This is a genomic window from Micromonospora sp. CA-269861 (assembly GCF_050948505.1).
Lineage (GTDB): Bacteria > Actinomycetota > Actinomycetes > Mycobacteriales > Micromonosporaceae > Micromonospora.
This window is the reverse complement of record NZ_CP192014.1, coordinates 1,356,525-1,374,531: the sequence shown is the minus strand read 5'-3', so window position 1 is coordinate 1,374,531 and position 18,007 is coordinate 1,356,525. Positions and strand designations below refer to the sequence as shown.

General features: G+C 72.8%; 11 protein-coding genes and 1 pseudogene. 4 read left to right on the top strand and 8 right to left on the bottom strand.

What is annotated here, in order from left to right:
- Nucleotides 1-42 precede the first annotated feature (42 nt).
- From ACQP0U_RS06335 to ACQP0U_RS06325, 3 genes are all read left to right on the top strand, one after another.
- The gene (locus ACQP0U_RS06335) at nt 43-1,860 is read left to right on the top strand and encodes a SpoIIE family protein phosphatase (protein WP_433316605.1); all 1,818 of its coding nucleotides are present in this window, start codon (nt 43-45) and stop codon (nt 1,858-1,860) included.
- A 91-nt stretch (nt 1,861-1,951) separates the two neighbouring features.
- Nucleotides 1,952-3,124 carry a PQQ-dependent sugar dehydrogenase gene (locus ACQP0U_RS06330; protein WP_433316603.1) on the top strand — a complete coding sequence of 391 codons (1,173 nt, stop codon included), beginning with the start codon at nt 1,952-1,954 and terminating at the stop codon, nt 3,122-3,124.
- A 60-nt stretch (nt 3,125-3,184) separates the two neighbouring features.
- Nucleotides 3,185-4,789, top strand: coding sequence for a metallophosphoesterase (locus tag ACQP0U_RS06325; protein WP_433316601.1), 1,605 nt, complete (start codon nt 3,185-3,187; stop codon nt 4,787-4,789).
- A 44-nt stretch (nt 4,790-4,833) separates the two neighbouring features.
- Here ACQP0U_RS06325 and ACQP0U_RS06320 read toward each other — a convergent pair whose 3' ends face one another.
- The 6 genes and pseudogenes from ACQP0U_RS06320 to ligA form a co-directional block, all read right to left on the bottom strand.
- Nucleotides 4,834-7,185 (bottom strand): transketolase-like TK C-terminal-containing protein, encoded by a 2,352-nt coding sequence (locus ACQP0U_RS06320; RefSeq protein WP_433316599.1) that lies wholly within the window; start codon nt 7,183-7,185, stop codon nt 4,834-4,836.
- A gap of 124 nt (nt 7,186-7,309) precedes the next feature.
- Nucleotides 7,310-8,809, bottom strand: coding sequence for an Asp-tRNA(Asn)/Glu-tRNA(Gln) amidotransferase subunit GatB (gene gatB / locus ACQP0U_RS06315; protein WP_433316597.1), 1,500 nt, complete (start codon nt 8,807-8,809; stop codon nt 7,310-7,312).
- A 13-nt stretch (nt 8,810-8,822) separates the two neighbouring features.
- Nucleotides 8,823-10,298 (bottom strand): Asp-tRNA(Asn)/Glu-tRNA(Gln) amidotransferase subunit GatA, encoded by a 1,476-nt coding sequence (gene gatA, locus ACQP0U_RS06310; protein ID WP_433316595.1) that lies wholly within the window; start codon nt 10,296-10,298, stop codon nt 8,823-8,825.
- A 76-nt stretch (nt 10,299-10,374) separates the two neighbouring features.
- Nucleotides 10,375-10,680 carry an Asp-tRNA(Asn)/Glu-tRNA(Gln) amidotransferase subunit GatC gene (gene gatC, locus ACQP0U_RS06305; protein ID WP_433316593.1) on the bottom strand — a complete coding sequence of 102 codons (306 nt, stop codon included), beginning with the start codon at nt 10,678-10,680 and terminating at the stop codon, nt 10,375-10,377.
- A 146-nt stretch (nt 10,681-10,826) separates the two neighbouring features.
- Nucleotides 10,827-13,483, bottom strand: a pseudogene (locus ACQP0U_RS06300) (EAL domain-containing protein).
- A 157-nt stretch (nt 13,484-13,640) separates the two neighbouring features.
- Complete coding sequence (gene ligA, locus ACQP0U_RS06295; protein ID WP_433316591.1) at nt 13,641-15,776, bottom strand: NAD-dependent DNA ligase LigA; 2,136 nt, start codon at nt 15,774-15,776, stop codon at nt 13,641-13,643.
- A gap of 190 nt (nt 15,777-15,966) precedes the next feature.
- Between ligA and ACQP0U_RS06290 the strand changes: the two genes are divergently transcribed.
- A complete protein-coding gene (locus ACQP0U_RS06290) occupies nt 15,967-16,503 on the top strand; it encodes a type II toxin-antitoxin system PemK/MazF family toxin (RefSeq protein WP_433316589.1) in 537 nt (178 codons plus the stop codon).
- A gap of 85 nt (nt 16,504-16,588) precedes the next feature.
- On the opposite strand, the gene ACQP0U_RS06285 is transcribed toward ACQP0U_RS06290, so the two are convergent.
- Both ACQP0U_RS06285 and ACQP0U_RS06280 read right to left on the bottom strand, forming a co-directional pair.
- Nucleotides 16,589-17,599 carry an ADP-ribosylglycohydrolase family protein gene (locus ACQP0U_RS06285; RefSeq protein WP_433316587.1) on the bottom strand — a complete coding sequence of 337 codons (1,011 nt, stop codon included), beginning with the start codon at nt 17,597-17,599 and terminating at the stop codon, nt 16,589-16,591.
- A 30-nt stretch (nt 17,600-17,629) separates the two neighbouring features.
- Nucleotides 17,630-17,995: a VOC family protein gene (locus ACQP0U_RS06280; protein ID WP_433316585.1), complete on the bottom strand. Its 366-nt coding sequence runs from the start codon at nt 17,993-17,995 to the stop codon at nt 17,630-17,632.
- Nucleotides 17,996-18,007 lie beyond the last annotated feature (12 nt).

The window sequence follows — 18,007 nt, the reverse complement described above, 5'->3', positions numbered from 1 at the left end:
TCGGAGGGCCGGTCGGCCTCCGCCCCGGCAGACAGGTGCTCGATGACCGACGGCTCCCCCGCCACCGCCCGGCGTTCGATCGCGCCACCTCCGGTGCTCGGCGACCCGGCGCGATTGCGCGCGCTCGCCGACACCGGGCTGGACGCCGCTCCGGACGAGGCGTTCGACCGCTTCGCCCGGCTGGTCAGCGACCTGTTGGACGTGCCTGTCGCGCTGGTCTCCCTGGTCTCCGCCGACCGACAGTTCTTCCCCGGCGCGGTCGGCCTGCCCGAGCCCTGGTCGGAGCGCCGGCAGACCCCGCTGAGCCACTCGTTCTGTCAGCACGTGGTGGACATCGAGGTGCCGATGGTGCTGCCGGACGCCCGGCTCTACCCCCGCGTCCGGGAGAACCTGGCCATCGACGACCTCGGTGTGGTCGCGTACGCCGGGATGCCGTTGACCGACCTCTCCGGTCGGGTGCTCGGTTCGCTCTGCGCCATCGACAGCAAGCCCCGAGCCTGGACGGCCGCGCAGCTGCGGACCCTGGCCGATCTGGCCGCCGCCTGCTCGTCGGAGCTGCGACTGCGGATCGCGCTCGACGGGGCGCAGGAGGCCCGGCGGCGGGTCGTCCAGGCGCACGAACGGCTGGAGCTGCTGGCCGGGGTGAGCGAGACGCTGGCCGGCACCCTGGACGTGGGCACCGCGCTGCGCCGGCTCGCCGCCACCATGGTGCCGCTGCTCGCCGACTGGTGCCTGCTCACCCTGATCGGGCCGACCGGCCTGCCCCGCGAGGTCGTCTCGGTGCACCGGGACCCGGCCCGCGCGGCGGACGTCGACCGGTTCGGCGAGTTGCTGCGCACCGGGCTGAGCCCCGATTCGAGCATCCGGGCGGTGCTCCGGACCGGCCAGCCCCGGCTCGGCAGCGTGGCGTCCCTGGCCGACGTGACGAGGGGCACCACCAAGCCGGAGATGGCCTCCATCGCCAGCCGGCTGGGCATCGCCTCCTACCTGAGCGTGCCGGTGCGGGGCGTCGGCGGCACGGTGCTGGGGGCGATCACCCTCGTCAACGGCGGCCAACGTCAGCAGTTCGACGACCGGGACCTGCTCACCGCCGTCGACATCGGCCGCCGGGCCGGCCAGGCCGTCGGCAACAGCTCGATGTACGGCGAGCAGCGGCACGTCGCCGAGGTGCTGCAACACAGCATGCTGCCCCGGCTTCCGGAGGTGGCGGAGCTGGAGCTGGCGGCCCGCTACCAGCCGGCGGCCGACCGGGTGGAGGTGGGCGGCGACTGGTACGACGCCTTCGTGCAGCCCGACGGCGACGTGATCGTGGCGATCGGGGACGTGGCCGGGCACGACATCGAGGCGGCGGCGACCATGGGCCAGCTGCGCAACCTGGTGCGGGGCAACGCCTTCGGCCGGCCGGACGCGGTCGGGGCGTTGCTGAGCGACCTCGATGGCGCCATCCGCGGTTTGCGGCTGCCGATCGCCGCCACCGCGACGCTGGTCCGGATCTGTCCGCAGCGCGCCGGTGCGCACGAGGTGACCTGGTCCAACGCCGGGCACCCGCCGGCCCTGGTGGTCCGCGTCGGCGGGACGGTCGAGGTCCTGCAGGCGATACCGGAACCGCTGCTGGGCCTGGCCCGTCCGTCGCCGCGGAGCAGCCACTCGACAAGCCTGGCCACCGGCGACACCCTGCTGCTCTACACCGACGGGCTGATCGAACGGCGGGACCGATCCATCGACGAGGGGTTGGCCGAGTTGGCGGGCCGGCTGTCCGGCACCGACACACTGCCCCTCGACGACCTGTGCGACCTGCTGCTCGCATCGATCCGGCACCGTGAGGACGACACCGCGCTGCTGGCCGTACGGGCACGGTGACCGGTCCACCGGGGACCACCGAGCGGGATATCGGCACCCGTTGGATCTCGACGGACCCGGCCGGGCCGCGCGGCGGGCTACCCTGGGCCGGGTGAGCGCCCGTCCCCCGTACCCTCGCATCCGCCGCCTCCGGGTGGCCCTCGCGGCGTCCTGCGCGGCGCTGCTGTTCACCGCCGGTTGCAGCTTCGGCGAGCCGGACCCCGACCCGGCCGGCGAGCCGCCCAACCTGCCGACCCCGTCCGCGTCGGCGAGCCCCGGCGGCGCCGGCCAGCAGGCGGTGGCGACAGTGCTCGCCAAGGGTCTGCGGGTGCCCTGGGCCATCGCCTTCCTGCCGGACGGCGGCGCGCTGGTCACCGAACGGGACAACGGCCGGATTCTCCAGGTCGGGCCCGAGTCCGGGCCGGACGGGCTGCGGGTCCGCCCGGTGCAGACGATCCCCGACGTGGCGGCGGCGGGTGAGGGTGGCCTGCTCGGCATCGCCGTCTCCCCCGACTACGCCCGGGACCGGACGGTGTTCGTCTACTACACCGCCGAGCGCGACAACCGGGTCGCCCGGCTGCAACTCGGCGGGCAGCCCACCCCGATCCTCACCGGCATCCCCAAGGCCAACGTGCACAACGGCGGTGGGCTGGGCTTCGGCCCGGACAAGCAGCTCTACGTCAGCACCGGTGACGCCGGTCAGCGCCCCCTCTCCCAGGACGTGAAGAGCCTCGGCGGCAAGATCCTCCGGATCACACCGGACGGCAAGCCCGCCGCCGGCAATCCGTACCCCAACTCCCCGGTCTGGTCGATGGGGCACCGCAACGTCCAGGGTTTCGCCTGGGACGCCGCCAAGCGGATGTACGCCGTCGAGTTCGGCCAGAACACCTGGGACGAGATCAACCGGATCACCAAGGCCGGCAACTACGGCTGGCCGGAGGTCGAGGGTCAGGCCGGCGACACGCGGTTCACCGACCCGATCGCGCAGTGGGCGACGTCGGACGCGTCCTGCTCCGGTCTGGCCGCCACGGACCGGCTGCTGGTCACCGGCTGCCTGCGGGGCAAGCGCCTCTGGGTGATGGAGCTGACCGACACCGGCACGCTGCTCGGTCAGCCCAGTGAGCTGCTCACCAACCGCTACGGCCGGCTGCGCGCGGTGGCCGCGGCACCGGACGGGTCACTCTGGGTGAGCACCTCCAACCACGACGGGCGGGGCGACCCGGCCGGCGACGACGACCGGCTCCTGCGGTTGGTCTTCGCGGGCGGCGACGGCGGGCGCAGCTGATTTCGTCACCATCCGTTCAGGTTTACCAAGATCTTTAGACGGGCAGGTCAGACTTTCAGCATGGACGGGCAACGCGACGAGCGGCACGACGACGCCGATGACCGGGACGACCCGGTGACCGGCGACGATCGGCCGCGCGCGACGGGTTGGCGGGTCGGTGCCGCCGGCCCGTTGCGCCGCCTGGGGCTGATCGTCGCCGTCCTCGCCGTGGCACTGGCCGGGGCGGTGCTCGGGGTGCTGGCCGGTGGCCAGGTGAGCACCGACATCGGCCCGTTCCGGGCCAACCTCAGCATCTCCCCCGCTCGGGACGGCGGCACCACCGTCGACATCCCGCCGCTCGGCGCGCTGCTGCTCGACAGCCACGACGGGCCGACCCACCTCACCGTCCGGCTGGGTGCCCTCGACCAGGGGCGCACCGAGGCGCTGATCGACGATCCGGCCAGCATCAGCCGGGCCAGCCAGAGCGCCGTGGAGGACGTCCGCTCCGGGGTGATGCGCCTCGGTCTGCGTACCCTCGGCGCGTCGGTGCTCGTCACGTTGATCCTGGCCGGGCTGATCTTCCGCAACGTCCGGCGCACCGCCTGGGCGGGTGGGCTGGCGCTGCTGGTCACCGCCGGCAGCCTCGGCACCGCGGCTGCCACCCTTCGTCCACAGGCCATCGAGGAACCCCGCTACGAGGGGCTGCTCGTCAACGCGCCGGCCATCGTCGGTGACGCCCGCCGGATCGCCAACGACTACACCAAGTACGCGGAGCAGTTGCAGCGCCTGGTGGGCAACGTCAGCCAGCTCTACACCACCGTCTCGGCGCTTCCGCTGTTGGAACCGACCCCGGGCACCACGCGGGTGCTGCACGTCTCCGACATGCACCTCAACCCGACCGGCTGGCAACTGATCCGGACGGTCGTGGAGCAGTTCGGCATCGATGTGGTGATCGACACCGGGGACATCACCGACTGGGGCAGCGAGCCGGAGGCCTCCTTCGTCGCCTCGATCGGCCTGCTGAAGAAGCCGTACGTCTTCATCCGGGGCAACCACGACTCCGGCAAGACCGCCGCCGCGGTGGCCCGCCAGCCGAACGCGATCGTGCTGAACAACACGACCACGACCGTCGCCGGGCTGACCATCGCCGGCATCGGCGACCCGCGCTTCACCCCGGACAAGAACACCTCCCCCGCCGGCAGTGGGCTGACCCAGCAGGTGGCCGACCAGGTGATCGGGGCCGGCAACCAGCTCGCCGCGACGGTCCGCAGCTCACCGCGACCGGTGAACATCGCTCTCGTGCACGACCCGGCGTCGGCCGGGCCGCTCTCCGGCACCTGCCCGCTGGTGCTGGCCGGGCACACCCACGCCCGGCAGGTCTCCAAGCTGCCGCAGGTGCCCGGGCAGCAGCCCACCACGCTGATGGTGGAGGGCTCCACCGGCGGTGCCGGGCTGCGCGGTCTGGAGGGCGAGAAGCCCACCCCCCTGTCGATGAGCGTGCTCTACTTCGACGAGCAGAAGATGCTCCAGGCGTACGACACGATCACCGTCGGCGGCACCGGGCAGGCCCAGGTCAACCTGGAACGACGCCTGGTGGAGAACCCGACCGCCGGTGTCCCCGCCACACCCACGCCCACGCCGAGCGGCGGAGACCCCGCCACACCGACACCCACGCCGACCGGCTGAGCCGACGCCGACGCCCGCCGCTGACCGGGCGGGCGCGGGACGGGTCAGCGGAGGGCGATGGCGGCCAGGGCGGCGTTGACGATGCTGCCGGGCAGCAGGTCGTGCAGCTCGTACAGCTCGGAGACGCTGCCGGACTGACCGAACTCGTCCACGCCGAGCGGCACCGCCGGCGCGCCGACCGCCGAGCCGAGCCAGGCCATCGCGTGCGAGGCGGCGTCGTGCACCGTCACCACCGGCACCCGATCGGCGAACGCGGACCGCAGCGCGCCCGGCACACTGGGCACCGTGGCGGTCCGTACGCCCTGGCGCAGGGTGCGCTGCCAGGCCCGGTAGAGCCGGTCCAGCGAGGTCACGTCCACCACGTGCGCGGCGATGCCTTCGTCGGCCAGCTCCGCCGCGGCGGCCAGCACCTCGGGCAGCACCGCGCCCGAGGCGGCGAGCTGCACCACCGGGGCGTCGGCCAGATGCGGGTACGCCTGGTGCGCGTCGACAAGCCGGTACGCCCCGGCGACGCGGTGCAGCACCGCGTCGCCGAGCCGCGCCCGGGCCGCCTCGAACGGCGCCTGGTCCAGCGGTCGGGTGCTCAACCGGAAGTAGTACGCGCCGTCCTCGGCGGGTGCGGCGGTCGCGGCCGGGGCCGACCCGCCGGCGATCTGCCCGAGCGCGTCGCAGAGCAGCCAGTCGAGGGTGGCCGCGTACGCCGGCTCGACGAAGGTCACCCCGGGCAGCTCCAGGCCGACCGACGCGGTGATCGTGGACTGGTGGGCGCCGCCCTCCGGGGCGAGGGTGATGCCGGACGGTGTGCCGGCCACCACGAACCGGGAGCCGGAGTAGGTGCCGTACAGGAACGCGTCGAGGCCCCGCAGCACGAACGGGTCGTAGACAGTGCCCACCGGCAGCAGCGGCTGCCCGGACAGGTCCCAGGAGAGCCCGAGCTGGCCGAGCAGCAGGAACAGGTTCATCTCCGAGATGCCCAGCTCGATGTGCTGCCCAGCGGGGCTCTGGATCCAGCGCAGCATCCGGTCCTCGGTCCAGGAACGCTGCTCGGTGGGGGCGAACACCCCGGTCTTGTTGATGAACCCGGCGAGGTTGGTGGAGGTGGCCACGTCCGGGGCGGTGGTGACCAGGTAACGGCCCACCTCCCGGTCCCGCGCCAGGTCCACGAGCACCCGCCCGAAGACCTCCTGCGTGGAGATCGGCTTCGTTGCGCGTACTCCCGTGCTCTCCGGAACGGTGACCCCCAGCGCGCGCTCACGCGGCGCGCGGGACAGCGCCTCCCGGCGGGCGCCGGCCTGGATCCCGGCGGGTGACGCCGGGTCGAGGCGGTCCCACTCGGTCTCGGCGGTCAACCCCTGCGCGGCGCGCAGCGTGTCGACCTGCTCCGAGCTGAGCAGCGCGGAATGGTTGCGCGGATTGCCGGCGATGGGCAACCCCCAACCCTTCACGGTGTACGCGAAGACGACGCTGGGCCGGTCGGTGACCGCGTCGCACTGGACGTACGCGTCGAGCATCGCCTGAAGGTCGTGCCCGCCCAGGTCGGTGACGAGCGGGCCGAGGTCCTCGTCGTCGATGCCTTCCACGAAGGCACCCACCTCGGCCGGCGCGCCGTCCAGGAACTGCTTGCGCAGCACCGGCCCGGCCAACCCGAACAGCGACTGGTACTGCTCGTTGGGCATCGCGTCGATCCAGTCGCGCAACGCCGCGCCGCCCGGCCGGGCGTACGCCTCGGCGAGCCGGCGACCGTACTTGACCTCCACGACGTGCCAGCCGGCCGCCTCGAACTGACCCCGCCACTGGTTGATCCGGATGCCGGGGACCACCCGGTCCAGCGACTGGCGGTTGAAGTCGACGAGCCACATGACGTTGCCCAGCCCGGTGGTCGCCGGGTCGGCCACCGCCTCCCAGATGTTGCCCTCGTCCAGCTCGGCGTCACCGATCAGCGCCACGAACCGGGAGTGTGGTCGGGCCCCGAAGTGCGCGTCGACGTACCGCCGGGTGGCGGCGGCGAAGAGCGGCGCCGCCGCGCCCAGGCCCACCGAACCGGTGGAGAAGTCCACCTCGTCCGGGTCCTTGGTGCGCGACGGGTACGACTGGAGGCCGCCACGGGCCCGGAGCCGGGGCAGGTAGGAGCGGTCCAGGTTGCCGAGCAGGTACTGGACGGCGTGGAAGACCGGGGACGCGTGCGGCTTGACGGCGACCCGGTCCTCGGCGTCCAGGTGCGCGAACCAGAGCGCGGTCATCGCCGTGACCAGGGACGCGCTGGACGCCTGGTGACCGCCGACCTTCACACCGTCGCCGGTGGCCCGGTCGTGGTTGGCGGCGTCCACGATCCGGGTGGCGAGCCAGAGCACCCGCCGCTGGATCTCGTCGAGGACATCGAGGTCGTGCTGGGTCACTGTGACTCCATCCAGGCGTCGCCGTTGACGCCCACGCGAGGGGTGCGGGGTGGCCGCATGGTCGACAGGGGGTGGCGGAAGGCCGCCGCCGGGTCGCGGCGGCGGCCTTCTCTCCGGGTGGGTGTCAGCCCTGGACGCCGAGGCGCTCCAGGATCAGCTCACGCAGGGTCTTCGCGTCGGCCTGGCCCCGGGTGGTCTTCATGACCGCGCCGACCAGAGCGCCGACAGCCGCGACCTTGCCACTGCGGATCTTGTCGGCGATGCCGGGGTTCGCGGCGATCGCCTCGTCGACGGCGGCGGTGAGCGCGCCGGTGTCCGACACGACCTCCAGGCCCCGGTTGGTCATGATCTCGGTGGGCGAGCCCTCACCGTCGACCACGCCCTCCAACACCGTGCGGGCCATCTTGTCGTTGAGCTTGCCGGCGTCGACGAGCCCCTGCAACTCGGCGACCTGGGCGGGGGTGGCACCGATCTCGGCCAGCTCCACGCCGCTCTCGTTGGCCCGGCGGGACAGCTCACCCAGCCACCACTTGCGGGCCGCGGCCGGGGTGGTGCCGGCGGCCACGGTGGCCTCGATCAGCTCGACCGCGCCGGCGTTCAGCACCGACTGCATGTCCAGGTCGGAGAGGCCCCACTGCTCCTGGAGCCGACGCCGGTGCACCCGGGGCAGCTCCGGCAGGGCGGCCTTCAGCTCGGCGACCCAGGCCGGGTCCGGGGCGATCGGCACCAGATCCGGCTCGGGGAAGTACCGGTAGTCGGTGGCCGTCTCCTTCGAGCGGCCCGGGGTGGTGTCGCCGGTGTCCTCGTGGAAGTGGCGCGTCTCCTGGGTGATCCGGCCGCCCGCGTCGAGTACCGACGCCTGCCGCAGCATCTCCGAGCGGACCGCCCGCTCCACCGACCGCAGCGAGTTGACGTTCTTGGTCTCGGTACGGGTGCCCCACTCCGCCCCCGGCAGGTTGAGCGAGGTGTTCACGTCACAACGCAGCGAACCCTCCTCCATCCGCACGTCGGAGACGCCGAGAGTGCGGATCACGTCGCGCAGCTCGTTGACGTACGCCTTCGCCACGTCGGGGGCCAGCGCGCCGGTGCCCGTGATCGGCTTGGTGACGATCTCGACAAGCGGGATGCCGGCACGGTTGTAGTCGACGAGCGACTCCGTCGCGCCGTGGATGCGGCCGGTGGCACCGCCGACGTGCAGCGTCTTGCCGGTGTCCTCCTCGAGGTGCACCCGCTCGATCTCGATCCGCACCGTCTCGCCGTTGACCTCGACGTCCAGGTAGCCGTCGACGCAGATCGGCTCGTCGTACTGGCTGATCTGGAAGTTCTTCGGCATGTCCGGGTAGAAGTAGTTCTTCCGGGCGAACCGGCACCACTCAGCGATCGAGCAGTTCAACGCCAGGCCGATCCGGATGATCGCCTCGATGGCCGCCTTGTTGGCCACCGGCAGCGAGCCGGGCAGGCCCAGGCACACCGGGCAGACCCGGGTGTTCGGCTCGCCACCGAAGTCGGTCGGGCAACCGCAGAACATCTTGGTGTTCGTGCCCAGCTCGACGTGGGTCTCCAGGCCGATCACCGGTTCGAAGCGCGCAACGACCTCGTCGTACGCGGGCAGTGTCGTCGTCATCGGGGCTCCTGCCTCACAGCGTCGGTGGGGTGAACGTGCCCACGGCGGACTCCAACGCGGCGGCGACCCGGTACATCCGGTCGTCGGCCATCGTCGGAGCCATCACCTGCAGACCGACCGGCAGTCCCTCGGAGAGCCCGCAGGGCACCGAGATGCCCGGCCCGCCGTACAGGTTCGTCGGAATCGTGTACAGGTCGGCCAGGTACATCTGGTACGGGTCGGCGGTCCGCGCGCCCATCGGGAACGCCACCGACGGGGTCGTCGGCGAGATCAGCGCGTCAACCCGCTCGAACGCCGCGGTGAAGTCCCGGGTGATGAGCGTCCGGACCTTCTGCGCCTGCCCGTAGTACGCGTCGTAGTAACCCGACGACAGCGCGTACGTGCCGATCATGATGCGGCGCTTGACCTCCGGACCGAAGCCGGCCTCACGGGTCAGCGACATGACCTCCTCCAGCGACCGGTTGCCGTCGTCGCCGACCCGCAGGCCGAACCGGACACCGTCGAACCGGGCCAGGTTGGAGGAGCACTCGCTCGGGGCGATCAGGTAGTACGCCGGCAGCGCGTACGCGAACGTCGGGCAGGACACCTCGACGACCTCGGCGCCCATCTTGGTCAGCGCGTCCACCGACTCGCGGAACGCGGCCATCACACCCGGCTCGGCGCCCTCGCCGACGAACTCGCTCACGATGCCCAGCCGCACACCGGTCAGGTCGCCGGTCGCGCCGAGCTTCGCCGCCGCCACCACATCCGGCACCGGCTGCGGGATCGAGGTGGAGTCACGCGGGTCGTGCCCGCCGATCACCTGGTGCAGCAGGGCCGCGTCGAGCACCGTACGGGCACACGGGCCCGGGGTGTCGAGCGACGAGGAGAAGGCCACCAGACCGTAGCGGGAGGTGCCGCCGTAGGTGGGCTTCGCACCCACCGTGCCGGTGACCGCGCCGGGCTGGCGGATCGAGCCGCCGGTGTCCGAGCCGATCGCCAGCGGCGCCTCGTACGCGGCCAGCGCGGCGGCGCTGCCACCACCCGAGCCACCCGGGATCCGGCTCAGGTCCCACGGGTTGTGCGTCGCGCCGTACGCCGAGTACTCGGTGGAGGAGCCCATCGCGAACTCGTCCATGTTGGTCTTGCCGAGCATCACCGTGCCGGCCTCCCGCAGCCGCTGCACGATCGTCGCGTCGTACGGCGGGCGCCAGCCTTCCAGGATCTTCGACCCCACGGTGGTCGGCACCCCACGGGTGGCGAGCACGTCCTTGACCGCGACCGGCACACCCGCGAGCGGGCCCAACACCTCGCCGGCGGCCCGGCGCTCGTCCACCGCACGGGCCGCGGCGAGCGCACCGTCGGTGTCGACGTGCAGGAAGGCGTGCACCCGGTCGTCGACAGCGGCGATCCGGTCCAGGTGCGCCTGGGTCACCTCGACGGCGGAGGTCTCGCCCCCCGCGACCAGGGCCGCGATCTCCGTCGCAGTCATTCTGGTCAAATCGCTCATGCCGTCACTCCGCTTCGCTCCGCGACGCCATGAGGCACCACGGCGCTGCACTGCTGATTCGCTCGCTGCCGCTCGCTCATGAGGCCACATCCTCGGTCAGGATCCGCGGTACGCGGAACCGCTGCTCCTCGGCGTCGGGCGCGCCGGACAGCGCTTCCTCCGGCGTCAGGCACGGCGTGACGACGTCCTCGCGGAAGATGTTGGTCAGCGGCACCGAGTGCGAGGTCGGCGGGATGTCCGCGGCAGCGACCTCGCCGACCTGGGCGACCGCCTGGAGGATCACGTCGAGCTGGCCGGCGAACGTGTCCAGCTCCTCCTCGGTGACGGCGAGCCGCGACAGGCGCGCCAGGTGCGCGACCTCCTCGCGGGAGATGGCGGCCATCCGTGCCCCCTTCTGAATTCCTGCTGGTCGGGCGGTGTGCCGGCCGCGCGACGGGTAGAGCGTGACACGCGGTGACCGGAGCGAGTCTATTGTTCCGCTCCGGTGCCGCGTCCTCGACTCCCCCTCCGCCGGCCCTCGTGCCGGGGTCAGCGGGTGGGGCGGCGAGCGACATCCGGCTGCGGGTGCCCGCCGGTCGGGCGGACCGGCCGGTACCGGGCCAGCCAGGTGACCAACTCCTCGGCCGGCATCGGCCGGGCGTAGAACCACCCCTGAGCGGCGTCGCAGCCGGCGGCGTGCAGCATCCGCCAGGTCCGCTCGTCCTCGACACCCTCGGCGACCACCCGCAGCCCCAGAGCGCCGGCCAGCTCGATCATCGACCGGACGATCGCCGCGTCGTCGGCGTCGTCGGCCATGCCGAGGACGAACGACCGGTCCACCTTCACCTCGGACAGCGGCAGGCGGCGCAGGTGCTGGAGGGAGGAGTAGCCGGTGCCGAAGTCGTCGAGCGCGATGGCCACCCCGATCCGGTGCAGCCGGGAGATGGTGGCCAGCACCCGACGCGGGTCGGCCATCAACGCGCCCTCGGTGATCTCGACCTGCAGCCGCTCGGCCGGCACCCCGTAGCGGGCCAACCGGTCGGCGATCTGGTCGGCGATCTCACCTGTGTGCAGGTCGCGCACGCTCACGTTCAGCGCCGCGCGCAGGCCGATGCCGGCCGCCGACCACTTGGCGAGCTGCTCCACCACGTCGTCGACGACACGACGGGTGAGCAGTCGCATCACCGCGCTCTGCTCGGCGACCCGGATGAGTTCCTCCGGGTCGACCATGCCCCGACGGGGGTGCCGCCACCGCAGCAGGGCCTCGACGCCGACCACCTCACCTGTCGCGATGGCGATCTGCGGCTGGTAGTACATGGTGATTTCCCCGGCGTCGTCGGCCGGCTCATCGTCCGCGTGCGCCCACCCGGTCGGTTCGAGTGGCTGCCCGGGTGCACCCGGCCCGACGTCCCGCCGCGCCCCGGTGCGCCCCTTGCCCACAGTGCTCCCGTTCGGGGACCGCCGGCCGATCCCGCCGCCGGCGCGTCGCTCCCGGGTCGGGCCGGGACGGGTGCCGGCGACCGTGGCACGGGCGTTGCGGCCCCGGATCGGGTCGGCTCCGGTGGCGATCCGGTTGATCAGCTCATCGGAGTGCACCAGCTCGGCATCGGTACGTCGACGGCGCGCCCACCACCGGCCAGCTCCCGGCGATGCCGTGCCGACCGCCGGCGCCGGGTCCGCCGCTGGCGCGGGCCGCCCCGGCGCCACGGTGGGCAGCGCTCCTCGGCCGGGGCCCCGGTGGGCAGCGCCGCCCCGTCACCGCCGCGCACCTCCGCCGACGCGCCAAGGGGTACGTCAGCCGTCCGCTCGGTGTCGCTCGGCACGCCGTCCCCGTCCGGTTGCGCAGCCGCACCCTCCCCCTGACCTGCCGGCTCGGCATCCAACGGCAGCTCGGCCGATGGGCCGGCCTCCAGTACGCGGCGCAGGTCGGCGAGGAGGCCGAGTCGCTCGGCCGAGTTGTGGTCGGACTCCGGGGCGTACACGGCCACCGTGTCGTTGCGGTGCTTGGCGTCGTACATCGCCACGTCGGCGTGGCGCATCAGGGTGGCGAAGTCCTCGCCGTGCTCCGGGAAGACGGCGATCCCGATCGACCCGCCCACGTCCAACGGCAGCCCGTCGAGCGGCACCGGCTCGGCCAGCGCCTGGACCACCCGGTCGGCCAACTCCCGCGCCTGACCGACATCGGTCAGACCGGTCATCACGATGGCGAACTCGTCACCGCCGAGCCGGGCGATCATCTGTGGTCGGGGCTGCACGTCGGTCAGCCGAGCGCTGACCTCGACCAGCAGACGGTCGCCCACGGCGTGCCCGAGGGCGTCGTTGACGTTCTTGAAGCGGTCCAGGTCGATCAGCAGCAGCGCGAGCTGCCCGTCGGGTTCGCCACGGGCGGTCCGCTCGGCATGCAGGTGCACCTGCTCCGCCACCTCGGTCAGCAGGGCCTTGCGGTTGGGCAGCCCGGTCAGCGGGTCGGCGGCGGCGAGGTGCTGCTGTTCGTTCGTCAACCGGGCCATCCGGTAGACGGCGAAGAGCGGCACCAGCACCAGCGGGATCAACGCGGCGCTGACCCGCGCCGCGGCGACAAGCACCGGGGCGAGCAGCAGCAGTGAGCCGGTGGAGAGCAACTCGAAGCCGAGGCCCTGGCGGACGGTGGGCCACCACCGATCCCCGAAACGCAGCCGCACCGCCCAGCTGACCAACCCGTAGTTGACGACGAACCAGGCCAGCGCGGCACCGCCGACGGCGGCCACGTCGGTCCAGTGCAACCGCCCGCCGGAGAAGATCGTGCCCGAGCCGAGCTGGATAGCCCCGTACGCGGCGGCGAGGGCACACGCGTACTGGCCGACGTTGAACGCCGTGCGCCACGCGGCGTGCCGCATCCGCCAGCCCGAGACGACCACCCCCACCGCCTGCACCACCACCGCCGGGCCGAGGCCCCAGCCGAGCAGGATCGCGAAGGTGAAGCAGGTGGACGGGAACACCGCCGACGTCTGCCGACGACCCGGTGGGACGAACGGGCGCGCGTCGCAGATCACGGCGAGCGCAGCCATCGTCCAGAACGCCACAGGCAGCCGGGACAGGTCGCCGGGGAGCGTCGCGAGTGGAACGGCAGCGGTCAGCGCGGCGACCGCCAGGATGCCGGCGACGAAGGCGGCGAACGGTGCGACCCGTCCCGCAGGAAGCGAGTTGCGTGGGTCGGCGACCTCCACCACACCTCCCGACCGACCATCGGCGTGCCGGTGCGCACGCCGTGACCCAATGAAACGCCCTCGGCCCCCAGTTTCCCGGTATGACAGTCACGAATCGGTCGTAGTCGTAATTAAGTTGGTATACGCGGCCAGTCGCCGTGTCCGGCCGCCGGCGGAGTCAGCCGCCCAGCTGAGCGACGTCCCGTGCGGCGTCCGGGCCCGCGTCCAGCAGGAGCCGGAACCCGTCCTCGTCGAGCACCGGCACCTTGAGACTGGCGGCCTTGTCGGCCTTCGACCCGGGGTTGTCCCCCACCACCACGAAGCTCGTCTTCTTGGAGACCGACCCGCTGACCTTGCCGCCCCGGCTCTGCACGGCCTCGGCGGCCTGGTCGCGCGAGAAACCGGCGAGCGTGCCGGTCACCACCACCGTCAGCCCCTCCAACGGGCGCGGCCCCTCGTCGACAGCCTCCTCGGCCATCCGTACGCCGGCCTCGGCCCACTTGCGGACCACCTCGCGGTGCCAGTCCACCGCGAACCACTCACGGATGCTTGCCGCGATGGTCGGCCCGACCCCGTCGACGGAGGACAGCTCCTCCTCGGTGGCCGCGTCGATGGCATCCATCGAGCGGAAGTGCCGGGCGAGCGCCTGGGCCGCGGTCGGGCCGACGTGCCGGATGGAGAGCGCCACCAGCACCCGCCACAGGTCCCGTTCCCGGGCGACCGCGAGATTGTCCAGCAACTTGGTGGCGTTGCTGCCCAGGCTGCCGTCCTTGTTGACGAAGAACGGCGACCGGGACAACTGCTCGGCGTCGAGCTGGAACAGGTCACCCTCGTCGCTGATGATCTCCGCGTCGAGCAGCGCTGCCGCGCCCTTGTAGCCGAGCACCTCGATGTCGAACCCGCCCCGGCCGGCGAGGTGGAACACCCGCTCCCGCAACTGGGCCGGGCAACTGCGGGTGTTGGGGCAACGGATGTCCACGTCGCCCTCCTTCGACGGCGCGAGCGGGGTGCCGCAGGCCGGGCAACTGGTCGGCATGACGAACGGCCGGGCATCGACGGGCCGCAGGTCGACCACCGGGCCGAGCACCTCGGGAATCACGTCGCCGGCCTTGCGCAGCACCACCGTGTCGCCGATCAGCACGCCCTTGCGCTCCACCTCGCGGGCGTTGTGCAGGGTGGCGAGCGCGACAGTGGAGCCGGCCACGCGCACCGGCTCGAGCACGGCGAACGGGGTGACCCGGCCGGTGCGCCCCACGTTGACGTCGATGTCGAGGAGCTTGGTGGTGACCTCCTCCGGCGGGTACTTGAAGGCGATCGCCCAGCGCGGGGCGCGACTTGTCGACCCGAGCCGACCCTGGATGGAGACCGGGTCGACCTTGACCACCACGCCGTCGATCTCGTGCTCGACGTCGTGCCGGTGCTCGGCGTAGTAGGCGATGAACTCCGCCACGCCGGCCAGGTCCGGAACGACCCGCCACCTGTCGCTGGTCGGCAACCCCCACGACTTGAGTGCCGCGTACGACTCGGACTGCGCAGTGGGCTGGAACCCACGGCGGGCGCCGATGCCGTGCACCACCAGGCGCAGCGGCCGGGTGGCGGTGACCCGTGGATCCTTCTGGCGCAGGCTGCCGGCGGCGGCGTTGCGGGGGTTGGCGAAGGGCGCCTTGCCCTGCTCCACCAGACCCGCGTTGAGATCGGCGAACGCGGCGATCGGGAAGTAGATCTCGCCCCGGACCTCCACCAGCTCGGGAACGTCCGGGAACTCGGCGGACGGGGCGAGCTGGCTGGGCACGTCCCTGATGCTGCGCACGTTGGCGGTGACGTCCTCACCGGTGCGCCCGTCGCCCCGGGTGGCGGCCCGGACCAGCCGGCCGTTCTCGTAGGTCAGGTTGATCGCCAACCCGTCGACCTTCAGCTCGCACAGGTAGGGCACCGGGCCGCCCGCGTCCCGTTCGACCCGCTCGGCCCAGGCCGCCAACTCCTCGTCGGCGAAGGCGTTGTCGAGCGAGAGCATCCGTTCGGCGTGGGTGACCGGGGTGAAGTCGGTGGAGAACGTGCCGCCCACCCGTTGGGTCGGCGAATCGGGCGTCCGCAGCGCCGGAAACTGCGCCTCCAACGCCTCCAACTCGCGCAACTGCCTGTCGAAGTCGGCGTCGGGGATGGTCGGCGCGTCCAGGACGTAGTAGCGGTACTGGTGCTCGGTCAGCTCCTGGCTGAGCGCGGCATGCCGCTCCCGGGCCTGCGGCGTCGGCTCGGCCCCGGCCGCCGCCTCCTGCGCCGGGCTGACCTGCTGACCGATCTGCTCCTCGGACACACCGCCACCTTCGGACACGCCTGCGACCTCCCTGATCACGCTACTCCGGCACCGTATCGGGCCGGTGGGACAATAGGGCGGCTCGGGGCGGCTCGGCAGCCGCGGTGTGGTTGGCCGGCGGCCCGGACCGTGGCGTGCGAGGATCGCCGGACGAGGGCGGTCCGTGGGACGCCGGGAGGCGGAGGTACGGATGCGCGAGGCACTGCTGTGGGCTGTGGCGATCCTGCTGGCGGTGACCGCCGGCTGGGTGTGGAACAGCTGGCGGCACCGGCTGTCCGACCGGCGTCCGGGCACCCGGCCGGGCCGGGGCGGCACGGGTGGCCGTCGTCCCACCCCGCCGCGGCCCCGGGGCGCCGAGCGGCCGTCCACCAAACCCCGCTCGCGCGACACGGACCGGCACGACGACACACCGGCGCCCGGTGAGATCTGGTGGGCCGACGTGCCGTACGCCGACGGCAGCGGGTCGAAGGTGCGCCCGTGCCTGGTGCTGCGCGCCGACTCCCGGGGCGCCGACGTCCTGAAGATCACCAGCCAGGACAAGAGCGACCGGGACGACCACGTCCGGATTCCCACCCGGGACTGGGACCCAGGCGCGGAGCACGACAGCTACCTGAGCCTCACCGAACCGATCCGACTCACCTCGGCCGCCTTCGCCGACCACGCCGGCCACTGCGACGCCGACCTGTGGCGAAAGGTCCGCAGCCTGCGCCACCTACCGACCGCCTGACCACCCCGCGGCCGCCCGTCGCCCACCGCCCGTCGCCCACCGCCCGGCGGGCCGGGTCAGTCGGGCCAGGCCGGACCGAGCGGGGTCAGTCCCAGGTCGCGCCGAGCGTGGCGAGCTGGTCGGCGTACTCGATGCGGTTGACCCACTCGCGCGGCCAGGCGGTCATGCCGACTGCCGCGCCCACGAAGGCGCCGGCCAGGGCGGCGATGGAGTCGGAGTCGCCGGCGGTGGTCGCGCCCCGGGCCAGTGCCGAGACCGGGTCGTCGACGTGCCGTACGGCGCAGAGCAGCGCGGTGGCCAGCGCCTCCTCGGCCACCCAGCCCTCCCCGGTGGCCAGGCACGGGTCGCTGCCGTCGTCCGGCTGCGCCAGGGTGGTGGTCAGTCGGCCCAGCACTGCCAGGCACTCGTCCCAGCCCCGGGCGATGAACTCCTCCGGCGTGTCGACCCCCGGGCGCTGCCAAAGATCTCCCAGCCACCGCTCCCGGTAGACCAGGCGTTGGGACAGTGCCCGCTCGGTGAGCACCGCGGGGAGCTCTGGTAGCGGGATGCCGGCGCGCAGCGCGAAGACCGCGTACGCGGTGAGTTCGCTGGCGGCCAGCCCGGTCGGGTGGCCGTGGGTCAGCCCGGCCTGCAACTGGGCCAACCCGGCGAGCGTGTCGAGGTCCGTGTCGAGCAACCCGACTGGGGTGACCCGCATGTTGGCCCCGCAGCCCTTCGACCCGGCCACTGTCGCTTCCTGCCAGCGCACCCCACGGCTCAGCTCGGCGCAGGCGCGCAGGCAGGTCATCCCCGGGGCACGGTTGTTGTCCGGGCTGACCGCCCAGGTCAGGAAGCGCTGCCGCAGCAGTGGCTCCACGACCTCCGGCGTGAGCGACGGTGCCTCGCGCAGCGCCCAACCGACGGCCAGCGCCATCTGGGTGTCGTCGGTGACCAGCGCCGGCTCGCCGGACAGCTCACGCGGACCGGTCGGGCCGTACCGGCGCTCGATCTCGGCGACGGTCAGGAACTCGGTCGGCTTACCCAACGCGTCGCCGTAGGCGAGGCCGAAGAGCGAACCGGAGGCGCGCAGCGCAGAGGTGGGGATCACGGCGGCCATGATGCCCGGCCGCCGCAACCCGTGGCGGGGTCAGTCCCAGCAGAGGCAGAACGGGTGGCCGGCCGGGTCGGCGTAGACCCGGAAGCCCTCGCCCTCACCCGGCAGTCGCCGAGCCCCGAGCGCGAGCGCCGCCTTCTCGGCCGCCTCGATGTCGTCCACCGTCACGTCGAGGTGGAACTGCTGCGGGCGCTCAGGATCCGGCCAGGCCGGCGGCCGCAGGTTGAGCGCCTGCTGGAAGGCGAGGCGCGGTTGGTGACCGAGCGGGCCGCCCAGCACCACCCAGTCGCCCTCCGATTCGTCCTCGGCGAGGGGCACGCCGAGCAGCTCGGCGTAGAACGCCGCCAACGCCCGCGGGTCCGGGCAGTCGATCACCACTGAACGCAGCTGTCCAATCATGACCGTCATCCT